The sequence below is a fragment of the Alkalicoccobacillus porphyridii genome (assembly GCF_007293315.1).
Taxonomy (GTDB): Bacteria; Bacillota; Bacilli; order Bacillales; family Bacillaceae_D; genus Alkalicoccobacillus; species Alkalicoccobacillus porphyridii.
Window position 1 is genome coordinate 374292 of the sequence record NZ_VLXZ01000002.1, and the last position, 13672, is coordinate 387963.

At 40.3% G+C, this 13672-nt stretch carries 17 protein-coding genes; 2 read left to right on the top strand and 15 right to left on the bottom strand.

Going from position 1 to position 13672, the window contains the following annotated elements; genetic code table 11:
• Nucleotides 1-17: 17 nt before the first annotated feature.
• The 9 genes from FN960_RS22745 to FN960_RS05155 form a co-directional block, all read right to left on the bottom strand.
• Nucleotides 18-158 carry a hypothetical protein gene (locus FN960_RS22745; RefSeq protein WP_185970929.1) on the bottom strand — a complete coding sequence of 47 codons (141 nt, stop codon included), beginning with the start codon at nucleotides 156-158 and terminating at the stop codon, nucleotides 18-20.
• A 62-nt stretch (nucleotides 159-220) separates the two neighbouring features.
• The gene (locus FN960_RS05120; RefSeq protein WP_143847535.1) at nucleotides 221-1063 is read right to left on the bottom strand and encodes a carbohydrate ABC transporter permease; all 843 of its coding nucleotides are present in this window, start codon (nucleotides 1061-1063) and stop codon (nucleotides 221-223) included.
• Between the two features lie 4 nt (nucleotides 1064-1067).
• Complete coding sequence (locus tag FN960_RS05125) at nucleotides 1068-2018, bottom strand: carbohydrate ABC transporter permease (protein ID WP_143847537.1); 951 nt, start codon at nucleotides 2016-2018, stop codon at nucleotides 1068-1070.
• A 64-nt stretch (nucleotides 2019-2082) separates the two neighbouring features.
• Entirely contained in the window at nucleotides 2083-3420 is a 1338-nt protein-coding gene (locus FN960_RS05130; protein ID WP_143847539.1) for an ABC transporter substrate-binding protein, read from the bottom strand.
• A 188-nt stretch (nucleotides 3421-3608) separates the two neighbouring features.
• Nucleotides 3609-5267 (bottom strand): helix-turn-helix domain-containing protein, encoded by a 1659-nt coding sequence (locus FN960_RS05135; protein WP_185970930.1) that lies wholly within the window; start codon nucleotides 5265-5267, stop codon nucleotides 3609-3611.
• Nucleotides 5245-6975 (bottom strand): cache domain-containing sensor histidine kinase, encoded by a 1731-nt coding sequence (locus FN960_RS05140; protein ID WP_143847543.1) that lies wholly within the window; start codon nucleotides 6973-6975, stop codon nucleotides 5245-5247. Before FN960_RS05140 ends, FN960_RS05135 begins: the two co-directional genes overlap by 23 nt.
• 172 nt (nucleotides 6976-7147) lie before the next feature.
• Nucleotides 7148-7486 (bottom strand): YhjD family protein, encoded by a 339-nt coding sequence (locus FN960_RS05145; RefSeq protein ID WP_143847545.1) that lies wholly within the window; start codon nucleotides 7484-7486, stop codon nucleotides 7148-7150.
• 149 nt (nucleotides 7487-7635) lie between these two features.
• Nucleotides 7636-7821 (bottom strand): YqaE/Pmp3 family membrane protein, encoded by a 186-nt coding sequence (locus FN960_RS05150; RefSeq protein WP_143847546.1) that lies wholly within the window; start codon nucleotides 7819-7821, stop codon nucleotides 7636-7638.
• Between the two features lie 103 nt (nucleotides 7822-7924).
• Nucleotides 7925-8248 carry a DUF3986 family protein gene (locus tag FN960_RS05155; protein ID WP_143847548.1) on the bottom strand — a complete coding sequence of 108 codons (324 nt, stop codon included), beginning with the start codon at nucleotides 8246-8248 and terminating at the stop codon, nucleotides 7925-7927.
• Nucleotides 8249-8343: 95 nt separating this feature from the next.
• Here FN960_RS05155 and FN960_RS05160 point away from each other — a divergent pair, with 95 nt between their 5' ends.
• Nucleotides 8344-8793 (top strand): DUF2243 domain-containing protein, encoded by a 450-nt coding sequence (locus FN960_RS05160; protein WP_143847549.1) that lies wholly within the window; start codon nucleotides 8344-8346, stop codon nucleotides 8791-8793.
• 1 nt (nucleotide 8794) lies between these two features.
• Nucleotides 8795-9565, top strand: coding sequence for a cytochrome c oxidase assembly protein (locus FN960_RS05165; RefSeq protein WP_438799724.1), 771 nt, complete (start codon nucleotides 8795-8797; stop codon nucleotides 9563-9565).
• Between the two features lie 103 nt (nucleotides 9566-9668).
• Here FN960_RS05165 and FN960_RS05170 read toward each other — a convergent pair whose 3' ends face one another.
• Genes FN960_RS05170 through FN960_RS05195 form a run of 6 tightly spaced genes read right to left on the bottom strand, consistent with a single transcriptional unit; the run spans nucleotide 9669 to nucleotide 13266 of the window.
• Complete coding sequence (locus FN960_RS05170; protein ID WP_260681925.1) at nucleotides 9669-10196, bottom strand: GNAT family N-acetyltransferase; 528 nt, start codon at nucleotides 10194-10196, stop codon at nucleotides 9669-9671.
• A 23-nt stretch (nucleotides 10197-10219) separates the two neighbouring features.
• Entirely contained in the window at nucleotides 10220-10867 is a 648-nt protein-coding gene (locus FN960_RS05175; protein WP_143847552.1) for an ABC-2 transporter permease, read from the bottom strand.
• The gene (locus FN960_RS05180; protein WP_143847554.1) at nucleotides 10864-11721 is read right to left on the bottom strand and encodes an ABC transporter ATP-binding protein; all 858 of its coding nucleotides are present in this window, start codon (nucleotides 11719-11721) and stop codon (nucleotides 10864-10866) included. The genes FN960_RS05175 and FN960_RS05180 overlap by 4 nt, the downstream gene beginning before the upstream one ends.
• Nucleotides 11705-12010 carry a YfzA family protein gene (locus FN960_RS05185; protein WP_498034072.1) on the bottom strand — a complete coding sequence of 102 codons (306 nt, stop codon included), beginning with the start codon at nucleotides 12008-12010 and terminating at the stop codon, nucleotides 11705-11707. The genes FN960_RS05180 and FN960_RS05185 overlap by 17 nt, the downstream gene beginning before the upstream one ends.
• 12 nt (nucleotides 12011-12022) lie before the next feature.
• On the bottom strand, nucleotides 12023-12889 hold the full coding sequence (locus tag FN960_RS05190; protein WP_143847558.1) for an ABC transporter ATP-binding protein: 867 nt from the start codon (nucleotides 12887-12889) through the stop codon (nucleotides 12023-12025).
• Nucleotides 12889-13266 (bottom strand): GntR family transcriptional regulator, encoded by a 378-nt coding sequence (locus FN960_RS05195; RefSeq protein ID WP_143847560.1) that lies wholly within the window; start codon nucleotides 13264-13266, stop codon nucleotides 12889-12891. Before FN960_RS05195 ends, FN960_RS05190 begins: the two co-directional genes overlap by 1 nt.
• Nucleotides 13267-13672 lie beyond the last annotated feature (406 nt).

Genomic DNA, 13672 nt, shown 5'->3' on the forward strand with positions numbered 1-13672 from the left:
ACTCCGCTGCGTCTTACTTACTTTATTTCATTATTCTGCTTGAGAAGCCTTATGATTTGATGATTTTGCTCTTCCATCCGTTTTAAGCTCTTCTCAATATTGTTTGAGCTAATATAAAACACGATAAAAAATGCAACCATTAAGATAATCAAAAACATGCGCCTTACACCTACTCATCGTTTTCCTTTTATTATAATCTATATATTTCCAAAGAAAAGGATTATTTGAGACCCGTCGTTGCAATCCCTTGCACGAGATACTTTTGAAAGAATAAGAAAATAATAAATTGTGGTAACAAGGATAATGTAGACATAGCAAGAAGTGGTCCCCATGAGTTAACTCCCGAAGAATCAAGAAAACTAGCTAGTCCTAATGCAACTGTATATAACCCTGGGTCATTTAGATAAATCAGGGCACCAAAGAAATCATCCCAGCTCCACATAAAAGCAAAAATAGTCACTGTAACCAACACCGGTTTACATAATGGTAAAATAATCCTCCAAAAAATCCCAAAGGTTGAACACCCATCAATAACCGCTGCTTCATCAAGCTCGCGAGGTACTCCTCTGATAAACTGAACCATCAAAAAGATAAAAAATGGAGCTCCACCTACAAATGCAGGTACAATTAATGGCAAGAAGGTATTGACCCAGCCAAAATAATTAAACAAAATGTATTGTGGAATCAACGTAACCTGCATCGGAAGCATTAAGGTTCCTATTAAACAGGCAAATAACGTCTTTTTGAAACGAAAATTTAACCTAGCAAATCCATAAGCCACAAAGGATGAAGAAAATAATGCTCCCAATATATTTAACGTTGAAACGAAGAGGGAGTTTGCGAAAATTTGATCAAACCCAACTCGACCAAACCCTGCCCATCCCTCCGAATAGTTTCCCCAATTTAATGTAGAAGGAATAAGGGAGGAAGCTTGTTGAAAGATCTCTGTGTGTGGCTTTAACGAGCTCGCTATCATCCATAAGACTGGGTATAACATAATTACGCCAAAGACGATGACAACAGAATGATATAAAATCGTTCTCATCTTTTGATGTTTGTCCATATTTTCACCCCTTTTCCGATTCGTAATAGACCCATTTCTTTGAGCTGTAGAATATTAACGCGGTAATGATAGCGACCACGATAAGCAGCATCCAAGCCATAGCTGATGCATAACCCATCTGATAGTTTTGAAAGGCTCTTTCATAGAGATAAAGAGCATAGAATAAAGTACGATCGAGTGGTCCACCTTCTGTTGTGATAAATGCCTGTGTAAAGACAAGAAAGCCACCGATCATTTGCATAATTAAATTAAAAAAGATAACTGGTGTGAGTAGCGGTAGGGTAATTGAGAAGAATTTCTGAATGGCTCCTGCTCCATCAACAACCGCTGCCTCATACAAGTCTTTTGGTATTTGTTTCAGTCCTGCAAGAAAAATAATCATAGGTGAGCCAAATTGCCAGATGACCAAAAGGATCAAGACACCTAAGGCATGATCGGGACTAGCAATCCAGTTACGACCTTCAATACCTAGAAATAATAGAAAGTCATTAATGGCACCCTGCCCACCAAATAATTGACGCCACATCACAGCGACTGCTACACTTCCGCCAATAATGGAAGGAATATAGAATACCGTTGTATAAAAGCCCGCTCCTCTTCTATTATTGTTAAATAGCATGGCAACAGCTAAGGCAAAAATTAGTTTTAACGGTGTTGAGATTAAAACAAATAATAACGTCACTTGAACGGAGGTTCGAAATCGCGAATCGCTTGTAAGTAAATCAGTATAGTTACTTAAGCCAACCCATGTTGGACTAGATAGCATGTCATAGTCTGTAAATGAATAGTATAGAGATGCAAGCATAGGTCCAATTACAAAACCAAAAAAACCAAGTAACCAAGGAGAAATAAAAGCATATGCAATGAGCTCCTGCTTTCTTCGTTTCCGTTTAGCTTCGTTAGATAATTCAGGCTTTAAGGTTTGCTTCACTCCTACCTTCTCTGTGCCGGCCATTGATATGCCTCCTTTTTAAAAGAGAAAGAAGCAAACACCCTGCCTCTTTCTCGTGTTGTTCCTATTAATTGTTGAGAATGCCTTCTGCTTCTTCCCTGAATCTCTCTGCAAACTCTTCTGTTGTGATCATGTCATAAGAAAGCTCTTCCAGTAAGCGCGTATACGCTTCACCTATTTGCCTTGTACCTGGTGGCTCTGGTGGATGAATCGGAGCGGCATAATCCTCTACTAAATCCATATAATCAAACTGCATTTGCTCTACTTCATCTAAGTCCTCGTAAATATGATCTCTAACCTCTGAAGAAATCGGCACGCCTCTTTCTGCATTTAGAATCTCATTCGCTTCAAGATCATTTGTAACGAAATCGATGAAGCGCGCTGCCTCGTCTTGGTTTTCAGACTGAGAGGAAATTGATAAAAATTGACCAGGCTTTAAGATATGTCCATTTGATCCACCTTCTACTACCGGGAAGGTTGTCATCTCCAGCGGACGATCTGCCGCCAAGACATATGCAATGATAAGATTGCTGTTTTCTGGGAGGGTTGCAGAATCTCCATGTATGATAAGTTGATCCTCCAAGCCATGGATATCAGTTGTCACATCAGGACCAGGTACTACTCCGTCATCGAGCAGTTCCTTGTACATATCAAGGAAATCAATTAAATACTGGTCGTCATAACCCATCTCTGTATAATCTTCGTTGTAAAGCCATAAATCATGCTGTCGCAAATAGTGACTGAAAAACGGCATAATCGAAAATTCTCCAGAATAGACGCCTAATTCATCATAGAGTGCTCTGGCCGTATCTGCATATTCTTCCCATGTATAACCAGGCTCAGGAACAGGCACCCCAGCCTCTTCAAAAATAGCCGGATCGTAAAGGACAAATAGTGAATTTGTTCCTAGGTTGACCGCGTATAGGCTGTCGTCTACAATCCCACCTTCAATAAGCGCTTCATCAACGTTATCAAAGTTAATCGTACCTGAGTCTACATATTCATTTAAGTCAACTAACAAATCTCTTGAGACATATTCATTTAGATACTGAAGATCCATCTGCACAACATCTGGAAGGTTCCGACCTGCTGCTTGCGTAGACAAACGTTCCCAGTGACTATCCCACCCACTGAATTCCGTACTCACTGCAATATCAGGATTCTTTTCTTCAAATAGCTCAATTGCTTCAATGGTGCGATTATGTCTTTCCTGTCCGCCCCACCAAGAAACTCTTAATTCGGTTTGGCCTTCTTGCACATCTGCTTCTTCACCGCCTTCATCAGCAGCTCCTCCAGTATTGCCTCCACCTTCACCGCCACCGGATTCTGATGAACATGCAGCAAAAATAAGAACGGATGTTAGAGATAAACAGCTAAGCATTAACCTGTTTTTCGTCTTCTTCATAAATGTCCCTCCCCTTTTTTAAAACGCTTTCATTAATTGTAAACGCTTTCTCTTTTGTTGAATAGGACACAAACGTTAAAAAAGTTGCAAAAAAATTGCATCCCTTACAAGCACCTTATGGAAAAACTCTCATAGAATAAGGCCTCCTCCCTACTAAGTAGAGAAAAGGCCACCGCTTGTTTGTCAGCTTAATGGGAATGCATTTGTTTTTCTTCGGACTCCTTAAGTAGCTTTGTTGGACTACAGCCAAAGTATTGCTTAAACTGTCTTGTGAAATAAGGGATATGGCTATAGCCTACTGATTCTGCCACTTGATACACTAAAAGCCCCTCCCCTTCAATTAAAAGTCTTCTTGCTTTTTCCAGTCTGACCCTTGTTACATACGACTTAAATGTTTCACCTACTATCTTTATAAAAAGCTGTCCCAGATAATTTCTCGATAGGTTTAATTCAGCTGCAATGTCTTGGATGGTTATGTCTTCATGGTACTGATTATGGATATATTCTAGGGTTTTCTTAATCGCTCGTTTATGGCGTGTATTATCATCCAGCTTCCAGTAACTAAAGATTCGGTCAACCTTTAATAATAACAGTGCTTTAAGCTCTACTTGAAATAACACCTTGTTTAACTCTTCATTTAAATCCATATCTGAAAAAATATCCTCAACTGACATTCCTGTATGATGCATTGAATAAGTAATCGCTGTCCAGATCTCAGTTCCGGCAATACGCAATTGGTCTGGAGTCGTTAGTTTGTTTTCTGATTCAAGTTGACTGAGACATTGATCAAGCAACCTCTCTACTTCATCCCTCCGCACAAATCGAATCGCCTCCACGATGCGTAAATAAAACCATGATAGTTCTTTGCTATCTTGCTTCTCTTGATCAGTCGTCTTCTCCCGTAATTCTGAGATCGCTACTTGAGGGTGCCATTCAGAAAAGCAAGCCGGCTCTTTCAAAGCCTGCATTGCTTCTGTCGTGGACTCAAAAAGCTGTTGCCAATCCGCCTTCGGCTTACCAATTCCTATAATTACTTTTAGTTTCAAGTAGGTGGATACGGCTACTACGACCTCTGAAGTCATTTGTTGCAGATGTAATAATGCTGAAGCCCATGAGACACCTTGATCAAAATGAATCGACAAAGCCGAATACTCATTGTAGAGATCAATCCATTCCACATCAAAGGGGTGCTTTTTTGCAATTTCATTCACGATATTGCGGGCTGCCACACGAAGTAAGTGCCAATCCGTTACATTTTGATTCATACTTTTCCGATGGTGAACTGCCATGACACATACGAGATGCTGCTTCCCTTCCCATTTCTCTTTAAGAGAGGTTGCAGGGAATGAGGAATTGGTTTCAACCCACTCACCGACCACAATTTCTCTTAGCCAACGTTGTTCCAATAATGACTCGTATGATTTTAATTGATCCTCTATTTCTTCTTGTTTTAAAAGCGTGGAGTGTTGATCTTCTAATTGCTTGGTTACTCTCTTCAGGACCTCTTTCAGCTTTTCTGGAGAGGTGGGTTTTGAAAGGTATTCATCAATTCGTAAACGAAGTGCTTTTCTAGCGTATTCGAAATCAGAATACCCACTTAAAATCACACATTTTCCGTTGTATTCGCTTTTTGCGGAGAGGTGTTGAATCATTTCCAGACCATCCATTACAGGCATATAAATATCTGTAATTACAAGATGTGGCTTCACTTCTCGTATGAGGTCTACTCCCTCTTGACCATCTCTCGCTTCACCTACAAGTGTTAATTGAAGATCTTTCCAAGGAATAATTGTCTTCAAACCAGCTAATACCTGTACATCATCATCAATGATCACGGTTCTCCACATAAACGTCCCCACCTCTGATTTGATCATTCTTTTGTTTAGCTAACGTGATCTTGACTATCGTTCCTACTCCTTGCTTACTCCATAGCGTTATTCCATATTCCTCTCCAAAAAAAGCCTTTATACGCTTTTCCACATTTTCAATGCCGTAGCCTCTCTTACTGATATTCTCAGTATTAAATCCACATCCATTATCCGTAACCTCAATGAGTAGACTGTTCTCATATTCTTTAATCGTGACCCGAATTTGACCTTTGTTACGTCGGTGGAAGCCATGAATGATAGCATTTTCTATAAGTGGTTGTAGGGTAAATTTAGGAACATAATAGGATTCCGTACTTTGTTCGATTCTAAATTCATAAGTAAACCCCTCACTTAAACGATATTGCTGAATCTCCATATAATATTGTATGTGTGCCAATTCATCTGTAATCGGTATCAAGCTTTTTCCTTTGGAAAGTCCAATTCTTAGCATATTACCTGTTAATTCTATGACTTTGCTCATATCCTGCTGATTTCTTGCAATCGCCATCCAATTAAGCTGATCCAGCGTATTGTACAAAAAGTGTGGATTAATATTAGCTTGTAACGCACTAATTTCAGCTTGGCGTTGGAGGTAGCTTTGTTCCTCAAGCGAACGATGCAGTTTTTTGATTCGTTGTGTCATCCGCTCAAACCCTGCAAAAAGCTTTCCAAATTCATTGTGATAATCCCGAGGGACTACTAACTTTTCCTCTTGACCATAATGGCGCATGGCACTCAATAACACCAGAATCGGTCTTGTGAATCTTACCGAGAGAAAATAGGTAGCAAACAAAGCAGATATCATTGCGGCCAACCCAAGCGCAAATAACACTTTGGCCATTCGAGCACCACCACCTGTTAACTCTTCCCTCGGAGTTAGCTCTACCAATTTCCATCCAGATTCGTTTAACGGTGACCAGACCATCAAGCCTTGCTCACTTTCCTGCTTTCCCTTCTCAGACTCAAATACGGACTGCCACTTGTTAAATTCAGAAGCAAGCTCAGAATGACCTACCGCTGCAATCATTTGCTGATTTGAGTCTAGAAGGACTCGATTTCTTATATAGTCTCCATTTCCTTCAATGAAAGATCTAAATTTTAAAATGGGAATATTCAGAACCAGCACGCCACGAAGATTTCCATTAGGCGAATAAATATTTCGAGAATAGGAAACGATCTCTTCTCCATCCTCTTGTAAATGCTTTTGATGGAGACCAAGCCACCCCTCATCCCCTTGAATATAGGTTTCATTTTCTGGATGGTCATGCAAATCAAGAATGGACAAATAACGAATGGGGAGCTGTTGATCATAAGCTGGCGGTTGGTCCATATAGACATCAATCGATTCAACTAAAGACATACTAAGTATGACTTGATACAAATAAGAATGAACATTGGAACGTTGATTCTGATAGTAGTACCGCTCTGTATTATACGTACCTTGTAAAAAATTCTGTAACGTACTATTTGTTGATAACATAAGTGACATCTCTTCAACTGCACGAAGCTGGTTGTTGATCTCATTACTGTATAACCCCAATGCCTCCTCTTGATGGGCAGTGGTATGAGTCACCATTTCATTAACCATAATTCTGTAAGAGACCAAGATAACAACGGAAAAAAGCACAATAATAAACAAAGCAAAGCTGCTAAAAAGAACCGTTCTAACTTTAAACTTCTTGAACATAGTTGAGCCACCTTAATGGTACCAAAGATTCAAATGAGTATGACCCAATGTGAAGCGCTTTCATTATAGCCTACGTCGTCTTCTTTCATATATTATCTACTATTGTATACTATCGGCATTTAAGACTTCAAATGAGAACGATAAAAAAGGCCGAGACCGCTCGTATTTGGCCTCAGCTTAAAGATTTTTTGGCTGTTTTTACTTTTAATTCATCAATAAGCAGCTCGACATCCCTTTGAATAATCGCTTTAAGAACCTGATGCTCTGACCGCCACCCTCTGTGATAGAGGGTGTATCCATAGAAATCTGCACTAGATGGTGGCATTTTGGCTAGCTTCACTTCACGTGCATGCATCTCCTTCTTTAAATCATGCAATTCCTTGCCTAGCTCATAAGACATCATTCTAAGCCGCTCCGTCGGCAGCTTCCTCAAATGCCTCTCAATCACATTACGTGCAGTTGAACAGACAATAAATCGATTCACTAAAGGATACATATCTTCTCGTATCATCCATTATCCCACCTCATAGTAAGTAGTATAACCGAACATACGTTCTTTATACAACTGGAAAATGATTGCACAAAAAAACAGCAACAGTAGATCTGTTGCTGTACCCACACTTATTTATGACTATTTATACACTAATAAGGTCTTGACCCTTATCTATGACGTCCATATCTCCTTGCCCGGTCGTCTGCCTTCTTATCGGCAACAACCAAACACGCGTGAATTGCGCCAGGAACCCAAAAAAACAAAGTCAGAATAAAATTTAAGAGTGCCTGAAATGGTTTTCCTACAAGTAAAACCGCGACTGGTGGTAATAAAATTGCAAGTAAATATAACATGGTTCATCCATCCTCTGATTGATTTAAACAAACGTTTATTTAGAGTTCCCCGTTTTTCTAAAATTAAACATTTAGGTAGGTGTTACGTAGTTTTAACCATGAGCTACTCTTTTTTTATTAATTTCTCTCGTTCTAGGAACTGCTTAAGTACTAAGCATCCTAGTTCGTAGGTGAGGTCCCCGTTTATTACTGCCACTAATGAACCAAACGTTTCATCCTCTGAATAATCCCCATGGAGCACTACCTGGTAGAAGTTCTGCTCAAAGTACAGGCACCATTTCTCCTGACCCGCTACTTTTAAAAAAGTTGCCTCAAAGTCTATGCCTTTTTCGTAATAGCCCACATGCATGTGCTGAGTGTGATCGAATGTAACTATAGGATCTCCTACCTTCTCTAGAAATCTGCACCCTTGAGTATACTTTTGCATTCAGTTAATGTTAGAAAGCTATCGTCTCACTCTAGTTTAGTTCTACCTAGTCAAGGGGATAATGGTTAAAAAGACAAAGTATATAGGAGGAACTTGTGGCTAGCCAATCCAAAAACCGTAATGTATGGTCCGGCGTTCTATTTGGTATTGGATTTGCTGCGTTTATTGATGAGGCTGTTTTTCATCAATTACTGCGCTGGCATCATTTTTATGATTTAGCAACCACAGATATTGGCCTCATTTCGGATGGAATATTCCATGCCTTTAGCTGGTTTGCGACCATTGCCTCGTTGTTTTTACTAGCTGACATAAAACGGCGAGACGCATACGTGCCCCTGAAATGGTGGGGAGGCGTGCTGCTTGGCGCAGGGAGTTTTCAGCTATATGATGGTATCATCCAGCACAAATGGATGAGAATTCATCAAATTCGCTACGTGGAAAATGTGTGGGTCTATGATGTAATTTGGAACGTCTTAGCAGGAGTTATGATTATTGCTGGCATCTTCTTGTTACGACGTTACAGGAAGTCATCGAGTTATGATTAATATGATTCCTCAGCTGATTCTGGCAAGCTTCTTTTTGATGGGGTTGATTGGCTATTTAGTTGCGGTTGTCATCTCAAATCAATCCTACAAACAATGGCCGCTTCATAGAATTATTTGCGCTGTATCCGGAAGCTTTTGTGCAACGGTTGCCGTATTTGGTCCTTTGGCTGATTTAGGACACCTTTGGTTCCCTGCGCATATGATGGGACACCTATTATTAGGAATGCTAGCACCTTTGCTATTGGTTTTAGCCGCTCCAATGAGTTTACTACTTCGAACCCTTCCAGTACAGCCTGCAAGATTTATTACTCGTTTGCTCAAAAGCTGGGTGGGACAAATCAGCCTGCATCCGATTTTTACAACACTTATAAATGTTGGCGGCCTTTGGCTATTATATACAACTGAACTGTATCCACTTATGCATGAGTATGTGTTTTTACATTTGTTTATTCATCTACATGTATTTATAGCTGGGTACCTGTTCACTGCATCTATTCTATATATCGATCCAATCTCACATCGTCTTTCATACCTTTATCGTTCCATCGTTTTAATCCTTGCCCTAGCTGCGCACAATATCTTATCTAAATACCTCTATGCCCAGCCTCCCAATGGAGTCCCAGGCGACCAAGCCCAACTCGGAAGCCAAATCATGTATTACGGTGGGGATGCTGTAGATCTTGCTATCATCTTTATCCTTTGCCTGCAATGGTACAAAACCACTCGCCCAAGAAGCCAATGGAAGAAGGAGTCCACCCTTTTGAGTTATTAAAGAGCAGTAGAATATCCTACTGCTCTTTAAGCTTGTTTTATAGAACTTAGTGAATGGCCTTGCGCACTCTAACTCATTCCACGCAATCGCGTTACATCCAAACCTATCCCCGTCTCGCCTCATAATCCTCCCGCAGCACCGACATAATAATTTCATCAGAATACTGACCATTCATGTACAGCGTTTGTCGAAGTCTGCCTTCTTCAATAAAACCTGCCTTTTTATACGCATGGTAACCACGTGGATTGTGGGAGTAGACTTCTAGCTGTAGCCGGTTTAATCCAAGCTCATCAAACGCAAATTCTATGGCTTGTTTAACAGCTTCTGTTCCGTAGCCTTTTCCAGTGAGATCGGTTCGGTAAAGGGCGATTCTAAAAGCCGCTTTGTGATCTTCTGTCTCAATATTCATAATAGCCAAATCACCAATGAGCCTATCATTTTCTGTCAAGCAAATGGCAAAGTCATGGCGTGTATCGTCTTCTACACACTTTTTGTAAAATTGCTGAACCTGTTCGAATGTAAAGGTCCGACGCGTGCCGGTCATGTAAAGGATTTCCTCATCATCAAGAGCTTGGTGGAGACTTAGCAGATCGGTTGGTTCGAGTTTTCTAAGATATACTCTGTTGGACAATTCATTCACCTCATACACATTTTTTAGAACTCTTTCCTCTTATACACTTGGACTGAAATGATATACGAGATGATAAATAGAATAAAGTTGATAGCCAAAAAACTAACAGGAAAAAGAATATCTGGGTTAATGAACGGTACGTTATTAAGGGGCAGAAACGTAAATAGGGCCCCAATTAAGACATACATTCCAAGACCAGCACCTACACCAATGTAGGAGATCACTTCAGCTTTTTCAGTTCCTAGAATATAGGTAAGTGGATAAGATACGAAACCAAGAGTAAAGACTAATCCCAGTACAGTCATTAGACCATGTATATACCCATTGCTTAGCCCAATTCCAAATATAAGCTGTGCAATGAGGTAGGCAACAAGACCAATCACAATTCCTACAAGAACAAGTAAAAAGAAGAATAAATAGTGGCTTTGTACCACCCATGTTCGCTTAATCGGTAAAGTTAAGACGTACTGACTCCATCCAGACTTCGCTTCCTGCTTTAACACTTCTAACGCAGCACCCCCTAATAAGATAAGAGGTATAAATGCCGCCAATCTTTGGACTATCGGATGATCAAAAAACACTAAACCCGTTGCTAGTACCAGCGAGAGCGGAATGTACCACCAAATTGTTTTTTCCACCGCATAATACTGATTCAACAACAAACCCTTCATACTCGTTCACCTCTCATGAGCAGTAATGTGACATCATCAATTGAAAAACGTTTAGATTGTAACGAGCTAGGCAGCTTTTCCCTATCTGAAACGAGCACATCAAAGAATACCTCATTGCCTCTCGTAGCTAGCCTAATTTCTGACGGAATGTTCTGATATTCAACAGGGTCACATTGAACGATTCCGTAGTGATTTAAAATCTCCTCCTTTGTTTCCTGTAATAAGATCTCCCCACTTTTAATAAAAATGAGGCGGTCTGCAATTTGTTCAATATCACTTGTGATATGTGAGGAGAGCAGAATGCTTCGCTCTTGACCCTTCACAAACTCTCTTAGAACCTTGAGCATATCCTCTCGACCACCTGGATCAAGTCCGGCAGTGGCTTCGTCTAAGATTAAGAGCTTTGCCTCGTGTGATAAAGCGACAGCGACGGATAACTTCATAGACATCCCGCGTGAGAAGCCGCTGATTTTTTTATCCTTAGGTAAAGAAAACAGTTGAATCAGGTTGGAATAGGTTTCTTTGTTCCAATTAGAGTAAAGCTGTTGAAACACTCGCTCTAGCTTTTTCACAGTTAAACCACCCGGTAATTTTACCGTATCAAAGACTGCACCAATGTCTTCTTTAATGTGCACATCTTTTGCATCCATTTCTTTCCCAAAGATTCTAATCGTGCCGCTGTCTTTATGAAGTGTGCCGAGAATGGACCCCATCGTCGTTGATTTTCCTGCGCCATTTTCACCAATAAAGCCGACAATGGATCCATAAGGAATGGCAAAGGATATATCTTTTAAGCCAAAATTTGAATCAGCATACGTCTTCTGTAGTTGATCAACCTCAAGTATAGCCGCCATCACTTTGGTCCTCCTTTTTATTTAACAGTACGTAATAATACAAATCCCAGATGATTCCTAGTATCATCCCTACGCCTAACACAGTAATCAAAAAATTAAATTCATACAGATCAAAGAAGGCAAATTGATTCACGAACCAGCCTTCGGGCACAGCAGTCTGGATACGTTCAAAGATTCGATCATTCCACCATCCCGGGTTCCATGAAGTTTGATCTATCAAATAAAGAATGAAATAAACGGTACCAAATAAAAGAATGGTCCATACACATCGTTTTAGCCACGACACCATTTGTCTCAACGATTATTCCTCCTTACGTTTTCCTACGGTGTACACCATAATATCCTCAAGCGAAGCTCGCTCCATCACAACATGATCTTCCATTAAACGCCTTACAAGCTCTGCTTGATTCGTTAGACCTTCAAAACCTACAGAGGTCTGTCTTACTTGTACAAACAGGCTACGAATATCTTTATCTAGTAACTCATTTGCGCCACGAACAAGATAATATCGTTCTGTAATAGATTCCTTGCTTTCACTAAACACAATGCTTCCCTGATCAATGAATGTGATGTAATCAGCAATTTGTTCTAAGTCGGTTGTAATGTGAGTCGAGAAAAAGACCGTCTTCTCCTCGTCTTGAATCACTTCTGTTAACAGCTCAAGAATTTCTCTTCTACTAATGGGATCTAATCCCGAGGTGGGTTCATCTAGGATAATCAAATCAGCGTGATGAGAAAGGGCGATGGCAATGGAAAGCTTTGTTCCCATACCCTTCGACAAGTGGCCGATTTTTTTGGTCCAAGGTAATTGAAGACGTTCCACATACTCTGCAAATACCTGGTCATCCCAATTTTTATAAAAGGGGGCAAGGACACGTTTCATCTTTTCAATGGTTAAATGACCATACAAATGATGATCCGCATAAATAAAGCCAATACGTTGTTTGATGTCATTTACATGGCCTAAGTAGTTGTGACCAAAGACATTGATGCTACCTGAATCTGCCTCTAGGAGGTTAAGCATTAGCTTAATGGTAGTTGTTTTACCTGCCCCGTTCGGTCCGATAAAACCGGTAATATACCCTTTTTTAACCGAAAATGAAATATCCTTTAAAGCAAAATCTTTATAGGCTTTATTCACATGTTGAAGTGTAACCACATCTTCCACTACTCTTCCTCCTCGTAAAGCATCCTTAGCAACTCCTCTAGCTGTTGATAGGAAATGTTTAGGTTCTTACTTTCAGCTACAACACTGGCTAAGCTCTCTTCAATCATCTTTAGACGCTTCTCGTGGATGAGATCATTGCTTTGCCCGGCAACAAAAGAGCCTTTTCCTACAATGGAGGTGATAAAGCCCTCACGCTCCAACTCCTCGTATGCTCTTTTTGTGGTGATGACGCTAATCCGGAGATCCTGAGCCAGACGACGCATGGAAGGAAGCGATTCACCTTCCTGTAGTTCACCTCGCAAAATGCTTTGTTTAATTTGGTCTTTGACCTGCATGTAAATCGGCTCTTGTGAAGAGTTAGATAGATTTATATTCATCAGTACCTCGCAAAGTGTATTCTTTGTATATATTGTATATAACCGATATATACAATGTCAAACCTAAATTTAAAAAAGTTCCTCTGCCATGAGGGGAGCCTAGCTTTTTGATATGAGGGTAATTGCATGCGTCTTGGTAAAGGCTGTGCGCTTCATAATAACCTGAGCATTGCTCTTGAAGATGGGCTTCGTTCTTGGTAAAGGCATCATCCTTCTTTATAAACGGTGATTGATCTTGGTATCAGCTGTACGCTCTTGGTAAACGTAACAAAGTTCTTGCTATCGTCCCCGTCTCTCTTGGTACCGGCTCCCTGCTCTTGGTAAAAGCGCCGTACTTCTTGATGAACTGCCCACCTCTCTTGCTAATGCTTCCAGCCACTTGGTATCGCACGTTTACTCTATCATA

Excerpts from the sequence above, each read along its gene's own strand:
- FN960_RS22745 (WP_185970929.1), bottom strand. The coding sequence starts at position 158 with ATGTTTTTGATTATCTTAATGGTTGCATTTTTTATCGTGTTTTATATT.
- FN960_RS05120 (WP_143847535.1), bottom strand. The coding sequence starts at position 1,063 with ATGGACAAACATCAAAAGATGAGAACGATTTTATATCATTCTGTTGTC.
- FN960_RS05125 (WP_143847537.1), bottom strand. The coding sequence starts at position 2,018 with ATGGCCGGCACAGAGAAGGTAGGAGTGAAGCAAACCTTAAAGCCTGAA.
- FN960_RS05130 (WP_143847539.1), bottom strand. The coding sequence starts at position 3,420 with ATGAAGAAGACGAAAAACAGGTTAATGCTTAGCTGTTTATCTCTAACA.
- FN960_RS05135 (WP_185970930.1), bottom strand. The coding sequence starts at position 5,267 with ATGTGGAGAACCGTGATCATTGATGATGATGTACAGGTATTAGCTGGT.
- FN960_RS05140 (WP_143847543.1), bottom strand. The coding sequence starts at position 6,975 with ATGTTCAAGAAGTTTAAAGTTAGAACGGTTCTTTTTAGCAGCTTTGCT.
- FN960_RS05145 (WP_143847545.1), bottom strand. The coding sequence starts at position 7,486 with ATGATACGAGAAGATATGTATCCTTTAGTGAATCGATTTATTGTCTGT.
- FN960_RS05150 (WP_143847546.1), bottom strand. The coding sequence starts at position 7,821 with ATGTTATATTTACTTGCAATTTTATTACCACCAGTCGCGGTTTTACTT.
- FN960_RS05155 (WP_143847548.1), bottom strand. The coding sequence starts at position 8,248 with ATGCAAAAGTATACTCAAGGGTGCAGATTTCTAGAGAAGGTAGGAGAT.
- FN960_RS05165 (WP_438799724.1), top strand. The coding sequence starts at position 8,795 with ATGATTCCTCAGCTGATTCTGGCAAGCTTCTTTTTGATGGGGTTGATT.
- FN960_RS05175 (WP_143847552.1), bottom strand. The coding sequence starts at position 10,867 with ATGAAGGGTTTGTTGTTGAATCAGTATTATGCGGTGGAAAAAACAATT.
- FN960_RS05180 (WP_143847554.1), bottom strand. The coding sequence starts at position 11,721 with ATGGCGGCTATACTTGAGGTTGATCAACTACAGAAGACGTATGCTGAT.
- FN960_RS05185 (WP_498034072.1), bottom strand. The coding sequence starts at position 12,010 with ATGGTGTCGTGGCTAAAACGATGTGTATGGACCATTCTTTTATTTGGT.
- FN960_RS05195 (WP_143847560.1), bottom strand. The coding sequence starts at position 13,266 with ATGAATATAAATCTATCTAACTCTTCACAAGAGCCGATTTACATGCAG.